Source organism: Vibrio agarivorans (genome assembly GCF_030409635.1).
GTDB lineage: Bacteria > Pseudomonadota > Gammaproteobacteria > Enterobacterales > Vibrionaceae > Vibrio > Vibrio agarivorans.
In genome coordinates, this window is the sequence record NZ_JAUFQF010000002.1 from 347,894 (window position 1) to 362,440 (window position 14,547).

Annotated in this window: 16 protein-coding genes; 11 read left to right on the forward strand and 5 right to left on the reverse strand. The window is 45.2% G+C overall.

What is annotated here, in order from left to right; all coding sequences use genetic code 11:
- Positions 1–76 precede the first annotated feature (76 nt).
- The 3 genes from QWZ05_RS07015 to QWZ05_RS07025 all read right to left on the reverse strand — a co-directional run bounded on the left by QWZ05_RS07015 (position 77) and on the right by QWZ05_RS07025 (position 1,675).
- Positions 77–622, reverse strand: a complete 546-nt coding sequence (locus tag QWZ05_RS07015; RefSeq protein ID WP_264876932.1) for an MSHA operon transcriptional regulator — start codon at positions 620–622, stop codon at positions 77–79.
- A gap of 158 nt (positions 623–780) precedes the next feature.
- Positions 781–1,380, reverse strand: coding sequence for an HAD family hydrolase (locus tag QWZ05_RS07020; protein ID WP_264876931.1), 600 nt, complete (start codon positions 1,378–1,380; stop codon positions 781–783).
- A gap of 85 nt (positions 1,381–1,465) precedes the next feature.
- A complete protein-coding gene (locus QWZ05_RS07025) occupies positions 1,466–1,675 on the reverse strand; it encodes a cold-shock protein (protein WP_164650760.1) in 210 nt (69 codons plus the stop codon).
- 616 nt (positions 1,676–2,291) lie between these two features.
- Between QWZ05_RS07025 and QWZ05_RS07030 the strand changes: the two genes are divergently transcribed.
- Complete coding sequence (locus QWZ05_RS07030) at positions 2,292–3,449, forward strand: D-alanyl-D-alanine carboxypeptidase family protein (protein ID WP_290297534.1); 1,158 nt, start codon at positions 2,292–2,294, stop codon at positions 3,447–3,449.
- Between the two features lie 92 nt (positions 3,450–3,541).
- On the opposite strand, the gene QWZ05_RS07035 is transcribed toward QWZ05_RS07030, so the two are convergent.
- Entirely contained in the window at positions 3,542–4,801 is a 1,260-nt protein-coding gene (locus QWZ05_RS07035; RefSeq protein WP_290297535.1) for a DEAD/DEAH box helicase, read from the reverse strand.
- Positions 4,802–4,921: 120 nt separating this feature from the next.
- Between QWZ05_RS07035 and QWZ05_RS07040 the strand changes: the two genes are divergently transcribed.
- From QWZ05_RS07040 to QWZ05_RS07085, 10 genes are all read left to right on the forward strand, one after another.
- Positions 4,922–5,137: a DUF3820 family protein gene (locus tag QWZ05_RS07040; protein WP_264876962.1), complete on the forward strand. Its 216-nt coding sequence runs from the start codon at positions 4,922–4,924 to the stop codon at positions 5,135–5,137.
- A 221-nt stretch (positions 5,138–5,358) separates the two neighbouring features.
- Entirely contained in the window at positions 5,359–7,287 is a 1,929-nt protein-coding gene (gene thrS, locus QWZ05_RS07045; protein ID WP_264876928.1) for a threonine--tRNA ligase, read from the forward strand.
- A 3-nt stretch (positions 7,288–7,290) separates the two neighbouring features.
- A complete protein-coding gene (infC, locus tag QWZ05_RS07050) occupies positions 7,291–7,842 on the forward strand; it encodes a translation initiation factor IF-3 (protein WP_164651185.1) in 552 nt (183 codons plus the stop codon).
- A gap of 121 nt (positions 7,843–7,963) precedes the next feature.
- Positions 7,964–8,158: a 50S ribosomal protein L35 gene (rpmI, locus tag QWZ05_RS07055; protein WP_004401085.1), complete on the forward strand. Its 195-nt coding sequence runs from the start codon at positions 7,964–7,966 to the stop codon at positions 8,156–8,158.
- Between the two features lie 41 nt (positions 8,159–8,199).
- On the forward strand, positions 8,200–8,553 hold the full coding sequence (rplT, locus tag QWZ05_RS07060) for a 50S ribosomal protein L20 (RefSeq protein ID WP_004401084.1): 354 nt from the start codon (positions 8,200–8,202) through the stop codon (positions 8,551–8,553).
- A gap of 392 nt (positions 8,554–8,945) precedes the next feature.
- Positions 8,946–10,043 carry a TRAP transporter substrate-binding protein gene (locus QWZ05_RS07065; RefSeq protein WP_264876927.1) on the forward strand — a complete coding sequence of 366 codons (1,098 nt, stop codon included), beginning with the start codon at positions 8,946–8,948 and terminating at the stop codon, positions 10,041–10,043.
- Between the two features lie 130 nt (positions 10,044–10,173).
- Entirely contained in the window at positions 10,174–10,716 is a 543-nt protein-coding gene (locus tag QWZ05_RS07070; protein ID WP_264876926.1) for a TRAP transporter small permease subunit, read from the forward strand.
- A gap of 11 nt (positions 10,717–10,727) precedes the next feature.
- On the forward strand, positions 10,728–12,017 hold the full coding sequence (locus QWZ05_RS07075) for a TRAP transporter large permease (protein WP_290297542.1): 1,290 nt from the start codon (positions 10,728–10,730) through the stop codon (positions 12,015–12,017).
- A gap of 177 nt (positions 12,018–12,194) precedes the next feature.
- Positions 12,195–13,538: a cache domain-containing protein gene (locus tag QWZ05_RS07080; protein WP_264876924.1), complete on the forward strand. Its 1,344-nt coding sequence runs from the start codon at positions 12,195–12,197 to the stop codon at positions 13,536–13,538.
- Positions 13,539–13,541: 3 nt separating this feature from the next.
- Complete coding sequence (locus QWZ05_RS07085; protein ID WP_290297543.1) at positions 13,542–14,180, forward strand: response regulator; 639 nt, start codon at positions 13,542–13,544, stop codon at positions 14,178–14,180.
- 30 nt (positions 14,181–14,210) lie between these two features.
- On the opposite strand, the gene QWZ05_RS07090 is transcribed toward QWZ05_RS07085, so the two are convergent.
- Positions 14,211–14,495 (reverse strand): hypothetical protein, encoded by a 285-nt coding sequence (locus QWZ05_RS07090; protein WP_264876922.1) that lies wholly within the window; start codon positions 14,493–14,495, stop codon positions 14,211–14,213.
- Between the last annotated feature and the right edge of the window lie 52 nt (positions 14,496–14,547).

Genomic DNA, 14,547 nt, shown 5'->3' on the forward strand with positions numbered 1-14,547 from the left:
ATGTATCGTCCTCCCTTTGTGTTTTTGTCTTCAAGTTGTTTTTAACTAATGTAAATCATAAAGAAACGGTCAAAGATTAAACGCGGTTTTTCTTCACATAAAACGGGTTGTCATAGCGTTTGGGTGGCCCAAACTCTGAAATCACCAGTTTGTTCCACAATGCTACATCAAACTCCCCAGCAGGAATCGATGGATACATTGTTTCAACCTCTTCACGCGCAAAATTCAGAAAGTGCTTTTTCTTAATTTGGTTGTATTTTTTTGCCACACGATTGTGCTTGTGAATCCACTCACGTTTAAAGTGCTCAAGCTTTTGATACGCATCCTCTGGGTGCGTGGCAAAATATAAGCGCTTATACATGATCTTACGATCAATCATGCTACGCATTGATGTTTGGATATAGCGGCCATGTTCTGTGATGGATATGTCATTACTATCGAACAATTGAACGTGCCAGCGAGGGGCAAAGAAGCCGTGCTCTTTGTATTTTTTGTTTCTCACTTCTATTGCTGTGTGAAGCACAAGATCGGATGTGCCTCTAAACGTCTGCTGCCATTTACCAATTCGAATTTGAATTGATGTTGGCAAGCGATAAATATGGGTAAATTTATCTTCGCTCATCTGCTGCTCGCAACCTATTAGAATATGTAAAATTAAGAATGTAGTTAGGGCAAACATAAGCCGTGATTGCGAAATCAAGGCTGGTAGAACTGTATGTATCGCCGAGATTTTAGTTAGACAACGAATAAACCTCAAGCCTTAATCTTAGATTAAGCGCTCTATTGATTGGATGCAAACAAACGATGTAGATCAGTTAACTGCGGCACACTAATGGTGGCTAAATGCGCATAATCGGGTTGGTTGTCATGAGTGATCAAGCAAGAGGGCATATTCGCGTTGTTCGCTGCTTGAATATCATAGAGGTAGTCGCCGACATACAAAACCTCTGATACTTGCAGTGACCAGTGTTTCGCAAGAGCGAGCAAAGAATCTGGGGCAGGTTTAGGTGGAAAGTGCTCACGACAAATGAGCTCGTTGACGTCTAGTTTGAGCCTATCTAACTTGAGTGTGGCCGCTTTGATGCAATTTCGGGTCACAATGCCTGTGTAAAGGTTGGCGCTTTTTAGGTGGGTAAGGAATTCCTGACACCCTTCCATTAACTCTGCCGAGTGAGCATCAGACATCTCATGAGAAACGATGGTTTGATGGACATTAGTTCTTTGGAGAGAGCAGTCAAGGTTGTCTGCAAAACTGAGCAGATCGTCTTCAGAAGGGCAGCCAATATCCGCTCGGATAGAGGCGAAGTTGAGACTTGACGAAACGAGCGTGTTATCTAAATCAAATACCACAGCTTTGATTGAACGGCAATCTAGGCTCATCAGAGCTCCTTTTGTTTGCTTCCCCTCATATAAAAATAGCCAACAAATGTTGGCTATTTCAAAAAACTGAACAAAACGAGCTAGATTAGATAGCTACGATTTCTTCTGCTTGAGGGCCTTTTTGACCTTGAGTTACTTTGAACTCAACCTTTTGGCCTTCAGTTAGAGTACGGAAACCGTCACCTTTGATAGCGCTGAAGTGTGCGAATACATCAGGGCCGTTCTCTTGTTGGATGAAACCAAAACCTTTAGTTTCGTTGAACCACTTTACAGTGCCAGTTACTGTGTTAGACATTGTGTCAATTCCTATTAACAAATTTTAGAGCCGAATTCGGCGCGGATAGCGTGAAAAAGGAGATTGCTATTGCGTACGACACGACGGGAGTACTGGGTATTCCAACGAACCATTGCCTGTAAACAAAGAACCGCTTTCTAGCTGTAATCCAGTCTAAGGTAATAGGTAGGCAAGTCAATTAAGAAACTATGACATTGGGTGATTACTGTGATTTTTCTTTAAAAACATGAGCGTGGTTACATCTTAAATTGTGCTTATTGTTAATTATCTTAGTTTCATGGGTTTCATATTGCGCCCAAAGTGTGCAAAAATCGGCGTGTTCTCGATATCGAGATGTGAGATTTTTTGCACGCTTTTTGGTCAGAAGCGCAAAACCTGTGTAAAGACTTGTCAGAACGTAGCTTGGCAATTGTTATTCACCGAATAGCGTTGTAGGCTATAGCGAACTTGGAATGCTTAATTATGGTTGTATCTGACACGATTGGTTACAGAATCTGCGGAACGTAATGGAACTTTGCGACCCTAACTGTTTCAGTCGTTTTACACTTGTTTCTCAGAGTGGATGTGAGTAACAAGACTACCATGATTTATATTTTTTTAATGGAGCTAGCTCGTAGTGAAACTCATTAAGATTGCCTCAGCGATCGGTTTATGCTTTACCTCTTTGGCTTTTGCCGCACCCACTGTTGTTCCTAACGCCCCTGCACTTGGTGCTAAAGGCTATGTATTGATGGACTACAAGTCTGGTGAGGTAATTGTTGAGAAAAATGCCAATACGCCACTCAACCCGGCAAGCTTGACTAAACTCATGACAGCGTATGTCGCAGGTCAAGAGATGAATGCAGGGAACATTAGTGCGGATGATAGTGTGCTAATTAGTGAGAATGCGTGGGCGAAAAAATTCCCAGACTCATCGAAGATGTTTATCGAAGTCGGCACACGCGTCAACATGATGGACTTGTACCGCGGACTTATCGTGCAATCAGGTAACGATGCGAGTGTGGCTATCGCTGAGCACGTGGCTGGCAGTGCTGATGCGTTTGTGATGCTGATGAATTCTTGGGCAGATCGCCTAGGGCTTGCTAATACTTCGTTTGCTAACCCGCATGGCCTTGATAGCGAAAACCTTTACTCGACGCCTTATGATATAGCGAAGTTAGGTCAGGCGATTATTCGCGACCTGCCAGAGATTTACCCGCTATACAGCGAGCGTAGCTTCCAATACAACGGAATTACTCAATATAACCGCAATGGCTTGTTGCGTGATCGCAGTATTAACGTTGATGGTATGAAAACAGGTTACACATCAGGAGCAGGCTATAGTTTAGCCAGTTCGGCAACTCAAGGTGACATGCGTCTAATTGCTGTTGTGATGGGTTCGACTAGCCCGAAAGCTCGTGAGTCAGAGAGCAAGCAGCTTCTGAGTTACGGTTTCCGTTTCTTCGATACCATTGAGCCCAACAAAGTCGGTGAGCCAATTGCACAACCTCGCGTGTGGATGGGCGACAAAGACAATGTAAGTGTCGGTCTTGCAGAGCCACTTTACTTAACTATGCCAAAAGGCGATATCGCTAAACTAAGTGCAGTGGTTGAGATGCAGCCAGACTTGTCTGCGCCAATTGCACAAGGTGCGGTTGTCGGTCAGGTGATGTACAAACTGGAAGACGAAGTAATTGCGGAAGCAAGCCTCGTTGCCCAAGAGCCAGTAGAAGAGGGCAGCATCTTTAAGCGTCTGCTTGATTGGGTTAAGAAGCTATTTGCTTCGTTGTTCTAACCTGTTCATCATAGAGATGATTTAAAGGCGACCTTCGGGTCGCCTTTTTGCTTTAAAATGACAGGTTGTCGCGATGGGTTATTTGAACCTAACTACTGAGGCTTCTTCCCTCGAGGTTTGCCGCGAAATTGTTTAATACTGGTTTTCTTGTTGGTACGTCTGTTAGCTTGCTTGTCTCTCGGGGCACGCTTACTGTTGCCACTTGACGGCTTGTCTGTCACAGGGAAGCCTTCAAGTTCAGCAAGGGGCAGCTCTCGCCCAGTATGAGTTCGTATCGCCTCCAAATAGGCGGTTTCACCATGACAAACCAGCGAGATAGCGGAGCCATTCTGCCCAGCTCTGGCTGTTCGTCCGACGCGGTGGGTGTAGGTTTTTGGATCGCTTGGCAAATCAAAGTTAATCACTAGAGGCAAACTTTCGATATGAATGCCACGCGCAAGTAGATCTGTAGAGATGAGTGCTTGTATCTCACCACTTTTAAACTTGGTCAGCGTATTTTCACGTTCAGATTGATCTTTATTGCCATGCAATGCAGCAGAGGGGATACCCGCTTTGTTGAGTTTTTTGCAAATGGCATCTGCGTTGTCTTTGGCACCTACAAAAACAAGGGTTTGTTTACTCTTATGTAATTGTAGCTGCGCGATCAACACATTCGCTTTGCTGCCCTTGTTGACTAGGTAAAGGGATTCATTAATTCGCTCACTCACGTCATCTTCGATAGCTTGTGCTTGAATACGCTGTGGCTCAAACAAGAAGTGCTGCGCCTTCTGTTCGAGTTCTTGCGAGAACGTAGCAGAGAACATCATCACTTGTCGTTTGCTAGGCAGTAGAGTGAGGAGTTTACTGACATCAGGCCAGAACCCCATATCCAACATTCTATCGGCTTCATCGAGAACAACACTCTGTAATGTCTCAAACGCTATATCGTGTGCCGTCATAAGCTCAAGCAGACGACCTGGAGTCGCTACAACAATATTGGGCTTGCTGCGCAATTGTTCTAGTTGCTCGTCGATATCACAGCCGCCAGTCAACGTTAGGCATGTAGTACCGGCTTCATTTTCGATGGCTGCGTCACTTGCTATCGCGTTAATTGAGTGAGTAATTTGCCCAGCGAGCTCTCGCGTAGGCGTAAGCACAATTGATGAAGTCAGCTCCGGCTGATTGAGCGCTTTTTCAATCAGTGGCAAACCAAACGCCAGAGTCTTACCACTGCCGGTCTGAGCCAATGCGAAAATATCTTGATTGCCAAGTGCAGCAGGGACACTTAGAGTTTGAATTTCTGTCGGGACAGAGAAGCGGCGTTGCAGTGCAGCAGTCAGTTCAGGGCGTAACCCAAGGCTTGAAAATGGCATAGTAATCTTCAGCGTTTGTGATAGTGCCGCGCACCTTAACACAGGTCATTTACCCGCTCTATAGAAAAACAATGTGTGCTAGAATCCCGGCATCACACTTAAACGCACATTCCACCGGTTATGCTAGAAAAAGAGAATCTAATTAAGCTTGCACGCATGCAGATGCCCTATGGTAAATTCGCCGGACGTGTCTTGATCGACCTCCCTGAGGAGTATTTGTTGTGGTTTGATAAGAAGGGTTGGCCCAACGGGGAGTTAGGGGATTTACTAAAACTGTGTTTAGCTTTGAAAATTGAAGGGTTAGATAGCGTGGTTAAGCCATTAAAGCGCATGTGAATGCATGAATATCAGCGACTGTCACTATTTCTTCATCGCTTTTCAAGCGTGAGTGGCGTCACTTCGGTTGTTATTTTTGTGATATCAGTTAGAATTCTTCCCTTACTTGTAAACCATCATCGGTAATTGATGGTTGCATCGCAGAGAGATATCTCTCCCTATTTTTATATCGATGAATGCACGTGTTGCTTGGTATGCAACACCACTGTAAAGGATTTTTCATGCCTATTATTACTCTTCCTGACGGTAGTCAACGTCAATTCGATAACCCTGTTACAACTCTAGAAGTCGCTGCTGATATTGGCCCTGGTCTTGCGAAAGCAACCATTGCTGGTCGTGTTGATGGTGAGCGCGTTGACGCTTGCGATCTGATCGAAAACGATGCATCGCTTGAAATCATCACCAACAAAGATGATGTCGACGGTCTAGAAATTGTTCGTCACTCTTGTGCTCACTTGCTTGGTCATGCGATTAAGCAGCTATTCCCTGAAGCTAAGATGGCTATCGGGCCTACGATCGACAACGGTTTTTACTACGATATCGATCTAGAGCACTCTCTCACGCAAGAAGATCTAGAGAAGATCGAAAAGCGCATGAAAGAGCTAGCGAAAACCAAGTACCAAGTTATCAAGAAGAAAGTAAGTTGGCAGGAAGCACGTGATGCATTTGAAGCACGCGGTGAAACTTACAAGATGGAAATCTTGGATGAGAACGTTGCTCGTGACGATCGTCCAGGTCTTTACCATCACGAAGAATACATTGATATGTGTCGTGGCCCTCACGTACCGAACATGAGCTTCTGTCAGCACTTTACGCTGCTAAACGTTGCTGGTGCATACTGGCGCGGCAACAGTGATAACAAGATGCTTCAGCGTATCTACGGCACAGCGTTCCACGATAAGAAAGCACTTAAGGCACACCTTGTGCGTCTTGAAGAAGCGGCGAAGCGTGACCACCGTAAAATCGGTAAACAGCTAGACCTATTCCATATGCAGCAAGAAGCACCAGGTATGGTGTTCTGGCACCACAATGGTTGGTCTATCTTCCGTGACCTTGAAGTATTCGTGCGTGAAAAGCTAACTGAATACGACTACCAAGAAGTAAAAGGCCCATTAATGATGGACCGCGTTCTTTGGGAACGCTCTGGTCACTGGGATAAGTATGCAGATGCGATGTTCACGACATCTTCTGAGAACCGTGAATACGCAATCAAGCCAATGAACTGTCCGGGTCACGTTCAAATCTTTAACCAAGGTTTGAAATCTTACCGTGATCTGCCATTGCGTATGGCTGAGTTTGGTTCATGTCACCGTAACGAGCCATCAGGTGCGCTACACGGTATCATGCGTGTACGTGGCTTCACTCAAGATGATGCACACATCTTCTGTACAGAGAGTCAAATCCAAGAGGAAGTGACTGGCTGTATCAAGATGGTTTACGATACTTACCAAACATTTGGTTTCGACAACATTGTTGTGAAACTGTCTACTCGCCCTGAAAAGCGTGTAGGTTCTGATGAGATCTGGGATCAATCAGAAGAAGCATTGAAACTGTCACTAGAGTCAATGGATATTCCTTACGAAATCCAAGAAGGCGAAGGTGCGTTCTATGGCCCTAAGATTGAGTTCACTCTTTACGATTGTCTCGATCGTGCATGGCAATGTGGTACAGTTCAGCTAGACTTCAACTTACCAGGTCGTCTTGGTGCGACTTACGTGGATGAAAACAACGAGCGTCAAGTGCCGGTAATGATTCACCGTGCAATTCTTGGTTCGCTTGAGCGTTTCATCGGTATTCTTATTGAAGAATACTACGGCTTCTTCCCGACATGGCTTTCTCCTGAGCAAGCAGTGATCATGAATATCACTGATAAACAGTCTGATTATGTTCAAGAAGTTGCACAAAAACTACAAAAATGTGGAATTAGAGCAAAAGCGGACTTGAGAAATGAGAAGATTGGCTTTAAAATCCGCGAACACACTTTGAAGCGTGTCCCGTACATGTTGGTTTGTGGTGACCAAGAAATGGAAGCCGGCGAAATCGCAGTACGTACACGTAAAGGTAAAGACCTCGGTAAATTTAAAGTGGATGACTTTATTGAATACATCCGCACCGACGTTTCTACCCGTAGGCTCAATCTGGAGGAATAAGCTATTAAAGGCGGAAGACGTGGCCAACAACCGGCCAAACAAAACCAGCACCGTATGAACGGTGAAATTCGTGGCGTTCGTGAAGTTCGCTTAACAGGCGCTGACGGTGAACCTGTAGGTATCGTATCGATCCAAGAGGCACTTGCTGCTGCTGATGAAGCTGGTATGGATCTCGTAGAGATCAGCCCTAACGCCGAGCCACCTGTTTGTCGTGTGATGGACTATGGTAAGTTCCTCTTCGAGAAGAGCAAAGCTGCTAAAGAGCAGAAGAAGAAGCAAAAGCAGATCCAGATTAAGGAAGTAAAATTCCGTCCTGGAACTGACATTGGAGACTATCAGGTAAAACTACGCAACCTGACGCGTTTCCTTGAAGACGGCAACAAAGTGAAGGTAACAATTCGCTTCCGTGGCCGCGAAATGGCTCACCAAGAGATCGGTGTTGACGTTCTAAATCGTTTGAAAGAGGACACAGTAGATTTAGCTGTTGTTGAATCTTTCCCAACGAGAATTGAAGGTCGTCAGATGATCATGGTGCTGGCCCCTAAAAAGAAGTAATTAACGGCTTTACAAGTAATTGAACCTTGCTGCGCTCCTTTTTAAAGAAGGGTAAAGCGGCAGGGTTTTATTCGCCCTAATTACTATTGTTAATCAACTCAACAATGCGGAGTTATTCATCATGCCTAAGATGAAAACCAACAAAGGTGCTGCTAAGCGTTTTAAGAAAACTGCTGGTGGTATTAAGTACAAGCACGCTACAAAACGTCACATTCTGACTAAGCGTACTACTAAGAACAAGCGTCAACTACGTCCAAACGCAATCCTTCCTAAGTGTGAAGTGGCTGCAGTTGTTCGTATGATGCCATACGCTTAATTCTTTTTAGTTTATCAATCGTTTAGTTTAGGAGAGACATAATGCCTCGCGTAAAACGTGGTGTACAAGCTCGTGCACGTCATAAGAAAGTTCTAAAACAAGCTAAAGGTTACTACGGTGCACGTTCACGTGTTTACCGCGTAGCTTTCCAAGCAGTTACTAAAGCTGGTCAATACGCTTACCGTGACCGTCGCAACAAGAAACGTCAATTCCGTCAACTGTGGATTGCACGTATCAACGCTGCTTCTCGTCAAAATGGTCTATCTTACAGCCGTTTCATCAACGGTCTTAAGAAAGCATCTATCGAGATCGATCGTAAGATTCTTGCTGACATCGCGGTATTCGACAAAGCAGCATTTGCTGTTCTAGTTGAAAAAGCGAAAGCTGCTCTTTAATTAGAGTCAGTTATTCAGGTTTAAGAAGAAGGAGGGCTTAGGCTCTCCTTTTTTATTGCCCCTCATTCTCCCAAGCTCTTCTCTGGCCTTCTCAGCCTGTTTTGCTATCGACATGTTATTTTTGTGATGGTGATACTTATTACGTAGTTTTATCTTTCCACTTCAAAGATCCTTTTATCCAGATATAAATAATTCAATAAGTTATCTTTTTGCTAGCAACAAGCTTACGTAGTTCTACTTAATACCTAAGTCTAATCACACACAGCTCGCCCCCCTATTCTGCGTGTTCACGCCTATTTCATATTTCCTAAATGTTACGCATCTTTATAGGGACGAAATCGCACTCGATGGTTTTGGTGCGTTTGCAATGGAAGAACAAAAAGGACGAGAACATGAGTTTTATCCATCAATCAGTAAAACGAGCAGTCACAGGTGTAGTGGTTGCTGCCGTGTGTACTCTAGGCTCAGTGTCGGCAGTGGCGGCAGACAAAGTTTATCGCTTGAAGCTCGCAGAAACATGGGGCCCGAACTTCCCTGTCTTTGGTGATACCACAAAAAATATGGCGAAAATGGCAGAAGAGATGTCGGGTGGACGCCTGCAAATCCGTATTGATTCATCCAACAAACACAAAGCGCCGTTTGGTGTGTTTGATATGGTGAAGTCTGGTCAATACGATATGGGGCACTCTGCGTCGTATTACTGGAAAGGCAAAGTCCCAAATACACTTTATTTCACCTCGATGCCTTTTGGCATGCTTCCAGTCGAGCAGTACGCTTGGTTTTACTACGGTGGCGGTATGGAGTTGATGGAACAAGTTTATTCTCCACATAATCTGCTCTCTTTCCCAGGTGGTAATACGGATGTGCAGATGGGTGGCTGGTTTCAAAAAGAGATTAACTCGGTCGAAGACCTTCAAGGCCTGAAAATGCGTATCCCCGGTTTCGCCGGCGAAGTGCTTGCAGAGCTGGGCGCAAAACCGACAAATATCGCCCCGGGTGAGTTATATACTTCGCTTGAGCGCCGCACGATTGATGCGCTTGAGTGGGTAGGACCATCTTTAGATCTTCGTATGGGCTTTCACAAAATTGCCCCTTATTACTACACCGGTTGGCATGAGCCAGCAACAGAGCTTCAGTTCCTCGTTAACAAGCGTACCTGGGAAAAGCTGCCTGATGACTTGAAGGCTATTTTGCAAGTAGCGATGAAAACCGCGGCATACGATATGTACACTCAATCCAAGCATGAAAGTGGTAAGAACTGGGCAACGATTAAAACTGAATACCCAAATGTTCAGGTGAAAGACTTCCCACCAGAGGTCATGGCAGCGCTGCGTGAAGCCAATGATCGCTTGCTTAAAGAGCATGCTGAAAAAGATGCGCTCACGAAAGAGATTCAAGACTCACAAGCTGCGTATCTTGAACAAGTGCGTCCTTGGTCTAACATTTCGCATCGCGCTTATCTCAACGGACAAGCAGAAGCAGAAAAATAAAATAGCCAACTTGCCAATCAGCGGCGTTTGCCGCTGAGAAGCCCAAGAAACCTAATTTTTATTAATACTCTACTAAAAAGCGCCACCAATAGTCTTGCGTGGCGCGATTCAAAATTCCATGGAGCCTGGAATGAGAAGTCTTATCTATATAGAAAGAGCCTTTAATCGCTTTGGCGATGTTCTAGGTTGGCTCGCCAGTATTCTGTTTATCATCCTTTTGGCAAACGTGACCTATGACGTGGTGATGAGGTATGTGTTTAACGATGTCTCTATCGCGTTTCAGGAGATGGAGTGGCACTTATTCTCGTCTGTGTTTTTGCTCGGTGTGCCTTTTGCAATCAAGGCGGGTGGACACGTTAGGGTCGACATATTCTATGAGCGCCTCTCTCACAAAGCACAAGCCGTGATCGATATTCTGGGTACATTGGTCTTCTTATTTCCTTTTTGCCTTCTTGTTGCTTGGTATGGCGTCGATTTTGCCAAGGAAAGTTATGCCTTAGGCGAAACCTCGGGCGATCCCGGCGGCTTACCTTATCGCTGGATCATCAAAGCTATGATCCCTTTGTCCTTCCTGTTTATGGCCATCAGTGGAGTAGGGCTGGTCATTCACTCTCTTAATAAAATTGTTAACCCTCATTTAATTTACAACAGCACACATTCTGGTAAGCAGTAAGGACACACGAGATGATAGGTATAGTAATGTTTTTCGTGGCGTTGTTTGCGCTGCTTCTCGGGTTCCCCGTCGCTTTCACTTTTGGCGGTATTGCGCTGATTTTTGGCGTTTGGGCGGAAGGGATGGAGATGTTTGCTTTCATGCCTTACCGCATTCAATCCATCATGGAAAATACCGTGCTTATGGCGGTGCCGCTGTTTGTGTTTATGGGATTGGTCTTGCAGAAAACCAAGCTCGCCGAGCAGCTGCTTGAATCAATGGGACGTTTATTCGGCGGTGTACGCGGTGGTATCGCCGTTTCAACAGTCTTAGTGGGTGCGCTATTGGCTGCATCGACAGGGGTAGTTGGGGCATCAGTGGTAGCGATGGGCTTGATATCATTGCCTGTGATGCTGAAATACAACTACGACAAAGGGCTCGCCTGCGGCACAATTTGCGCGTCAGGTACACTTGGGCAAATCATTCCACCTTCGATTGTTCTCATTTTGCTCGGCGATGTACTGGGTGTGCCGGTCGGTGACTTGTTCCAAGCAGCCGTGTGGCCTGGGCTTGCTCTAGTGGCTGCGTATGTCATTTACATTCTGATTTATGCAAAGTTGCATCCCGAGTCAGCACAAGCTATCGAGCGTGAAGACACAATAAGTCGTAAACAAGAGGTGTTTAACGCCCTGAAAGCGGTCGTACCACCATTGGTGCTTATTGTTTTGGTCTTGGGCTCTATCTTTGCGGGTATTGCGACGCCAACCGAGTCAGCCGCTCTTGGTGGCGCTGGCGCGCTGATACTCGCTCTGCTTTATCGTCAATTTAGTTGGCGAATGGTGTATGAGGCTGCCAAAGAGACCGTGAAAGTGACTGCGATGGTGTTTGCAATTTTGCTCGGTGCAACTGCCTTTTCGATGGCGTTTACTTATACGGGAGGTGACTACTTAGTCGAAGAATGGATGTTACAGCTACCAGGAGAAAAGTGGGGCTTCTTAATCATCACAATGTTGGTGATTCTCATACTGGGCTTTTTCATCGACTTCGTTGAGATCTGTTTCATCATCGTACCGATTATCTCACCCGTCGCAGAGCTACTTGGGTTGAACATGACCTGGTTTGCCATACTGATTGCGATGAACCTGCAAACCTCATTCCTAACACCGCCATTTGGATTTAGTTTGTTCTACCTAAAAGGTGTTGCCCCCAATAGTGTCACAACACAAGACATCTATCGAGGTGTGTTACCGTTTATATTAATTCAGATAGTCGTGTTGGCATCACTGCTTGTTTTTCCTGAGATGTATGGCATGGGTGAGTAGTAGCGAACCATTGGCATGGAATATAGAAATTAAACGTAGAGCGTATTCAGTGGACTGAATGTGCTGAAGAGACAATCAATTGTTCAAAGTATGACCTTCGTAACCTCATGATTTTAAAATCGTTGCTACGTTTAAACTGCCCTTATCATTAGGGCAGTTTTAGTTTGAGGAATCCGCATGCCGTTAAAAGTGAAACTGATATTCCTAACGTTGTTACCTCTTGTCTTAGTGACATTGAGCGTCAGTTGGATCTCTATTCACCAAGCCAAAAGTTTAGGCCAAAAAGAGGTCGAAATTTTTCGCGATAGCCTCATCAAATCTCGGGAAAGTGCGTTAAAAGACAGTGTCGATTTAGCCTTCGATGCGATTCGACATGTCTATATGGATGAAGACCTCAATGAAGCCGAAGCGAAAGATGAAGTACGCACCATATTAACCAAACTGCGTTATGGCTCTGATGGCTATTTTTTTGCTTATGATGAGAACGGCGTCAATCTGGTGCATCCCATCATGCCGGAACTCGTCGGACAAAACTTACTTGACCTGAAAGATAGTAATGGTGACTACCTGATTGAAACCTTATTGTTTCAAGCCAAAGCTGGAGGCGGGTTTCATCAATATCTATGGCAAAAGCCATCGAGTGGCGAGATTGTCCCTAAGTTGAGCTATGCCGCTTGGCTGGACAAGTGGGGCTGGATGATAGGGACTGGCCTCTACATCGAAGATATCAGTCAAGAAGTCGACAATATGCACGCCGCGATCAATCGTAATATCGAAACCACCTTTTTTTCAGTGATGGTGATTTTGATCGTCACAGTCGCCGTGATCATCGTCTTAACGTTGGCGATTAATTTACACGAGCATCGATTAGCCGATAAAAACTTAAAAGAGCTTGCACATAAAACCGTGATGTTCCAAGAGGACGAGAAGAAACACCTCGCTAGAGAGTTACATGATGGGATCAATCAATTGTTGGTCTCGAGTAAATGCCACTTAGAGTTACTGAAAGACAGAGTGGAAGATGAGAGATTGCGTGCTCATCTCGATAAATCACAACACTCACTATTAATGGCGATTAATGAGGTGAGACACATTTCCCACCAACTGCGACCAAGTGCCCTTGATGATATTGGCCTAGAGGCGGCATTAACCACATTGCTTCAGGATTTTAAATCACATTCTGGAATGGAGATTGATGTCCATTTCGATACGCAGTCGCTCAAGCTCCCCTCTGATATTAGTACCACTCTCTATCGTGTTGTGCAGGAGTCTTTAAACAATGTTGAAAAGCACTCTGGTGCAGAGAAGGTCACTGTGCTGCTTCAAACCGTCGGCCGTCATCTACAATTGATGGTAAGAGATGATGGTGTCGGCTTTCATACCAAGACAGCCTTATCACGTGGTGGTATTGGACTGCGGAATATGCGCGAGCGGGTTGAGTTTATTGGGGGCGAGTTTGAGCTCATGAGTGAAGTGGGCTTAGGAACAGAAATAGCCGTGTTAATTAGTGTGGATGAATAGACAATGAGCGAAAAGATATCCGTAATCATGGTGGATGATCATCAAGTGGTGCTTGACGGCTTTATGGCGCGACTGGTTCAAGAGCCAGAGATTGAGGTCGTTGGTACGGCGAGTAATGGCTTAGAGGCGGTTGAAATTGTGGGACAGTTGTTGCCTGATGTGGTGCTGATGGATGTCAGTATGCCGATCATGAATGGCATCGATGCAACACGGCTGATATGTGAAGAGTACCCACAAGTGAAAGTGCTGATGCTTACCATGCATGATAACCGCGAATACATAATGAAAGTGATGCAAGCTGGGGCTGTGGGCTATATGCTCAAAGAAATTTGTGCCAACAAAATGGTGCAAGCAATCAAGACCGTGAACCAAGGTTCAACCTATTTCTGTGAATCAGTGACGCAAACCTTGTTCACACAAGAAGTCGTACCCTCAGAGCAAAAGCCCAACCCGCTTAGCCGCAGGGAGGAGTCCGTACTGAAATTGGTTGCCGAGGGACACAGTAGTAAGAAGGTTGCCGCTCTGCTAGGTATCAGTTACCGCACGGTCGAAACGCACCGACAAAACATTAAGCATAAGTTAGATTTACACTCAACGGCCGAGTTGGCGAAATACGCTATCGACAAGGGGATTATCCACTAGTGATGTGAGTATCTCGTGCTCGATATTGCGTCAGTCCAGCAATGGGATATTATTGCGTATGAGGCCTCGTCTCACGTTGTTACAAAGCTTGCCAAAGCGGCGAATTTCATCAAATTGTGGCGTAATACCACGTTGCAGCGCACTCTCCCAATAAGATACTTCAGATTCCACTAACTCCATGAGTTTTTTCGGGCATCCAATACACGAATTATCAGGGCTACAGACAAAGGTATCTTCATCATAGAGTGGCAATGTCGTTTTCACCTGCTCGATGATTTGCAGCATCGCAGTGGTACGGTCGGGCTTGAGTGTCATTTGTGTGTGGAGTGCATGATTGAAAATAGTACTTTAGGGGCAATTAGGATAA

Bases quoted from the DNA above. Each gene is read 5' to 3' on its own strand.
- QWZ05_RS07015 (WP_264876932.1), bottom strand. From the start codon at position 622: ATGAGCGAAGATAAATTTACCCATATTTATCGCTTGCCAACATCAATT.
- QWZ05_RS07020 (WP_264876931.1), bottom strand. From the start codon at position 1,380: ATGAGCCTAGATTGCCGTTCAATCAAAGCTGTGGTATTTGATTTAGAT.
- QWZ05_RS07025 (WP_164650760.1), bottom strand. From the start codon at position 1,675: ATGTCTAACACAGTAACTGGCACTGTAAAGTGGTTCAACGAAACTAAA.
- QWZ05_RS07035 (WP_290297535.1), bottom strand. From the start codon at position 4,801: ATGCCATTTTCAAGCCTTGGGTTACGCCCTGAACTGACTGCTGCACTG.
- QWZ05_RS07040 (WP_264876962.1), top strand. From the start codon at position 4,922: ATGCTAGAAAAAGAGAATCTAATTAAGCTTGCACGCATGCAGATGCCC.
- thrS (WP_264876928.1), top strand. From the start codon at position 5,359: ATGCCTATTATTACTCTTCCTGACGGTAGTCAACGTCAATTCGATAAC.
- rpmI (WP_004401085.1), top strand. From the start codon at position 7,964: ATGCCTAAGATGAAAACCAACAAAGGTGCTGCTAAGCGTTTTAAGAAA.
- rplT (WP_004401084.1), top strand. From the start codon at position 8,200: ATGCCTCGCGTAAAACGTGGTGTACAAGCTCGTGCACGTCATAAGAAA.
- QWZ05_RS07065 (WP_264876927.1), top strand. From the start codon at position 8,946: ATGAGTTTTATCCATCAATCAGTAAAACGAGCAGTCACAGGTGTAGTG.
- QWZ05_RS07070 (WP_264876926.1), top strand. From the start codon at position 10,174: ATGAGAAGTCTTATCTATATAGAAAGAGCCTTTAATCGCTTTGGCGAT.
- QWZ05_RS07075 (WP_290297542.1), top strand. From the start codon at position 10,728: ATGATAGGTATAGTAATGTTTTTCGTGGCGTTGTTTGCGCTGCTTCTC.
- QWZ05_RS07080 (WP_264876924.1), top strand. From the start codon at position 12,195: ATGCCGTTAAAAGTGAAACTGATATTCCTAACGTTGTTACCTCTTGTC.
- QWZ05_RS07085 (WP_290297543.1), top strand. From the start codon at position 13,542: ATGAGCGAAAAGATATCCGTAATCATGGTGGATGATCATCAAGTGGTG.
- QWZ05_RS07090 (WP_264876922.1), bottom strand. From the start codon at position 14,495: ATGACACTCAAGCCCGACCGTACCACTGCGATGCTGCAAATCATCGAG.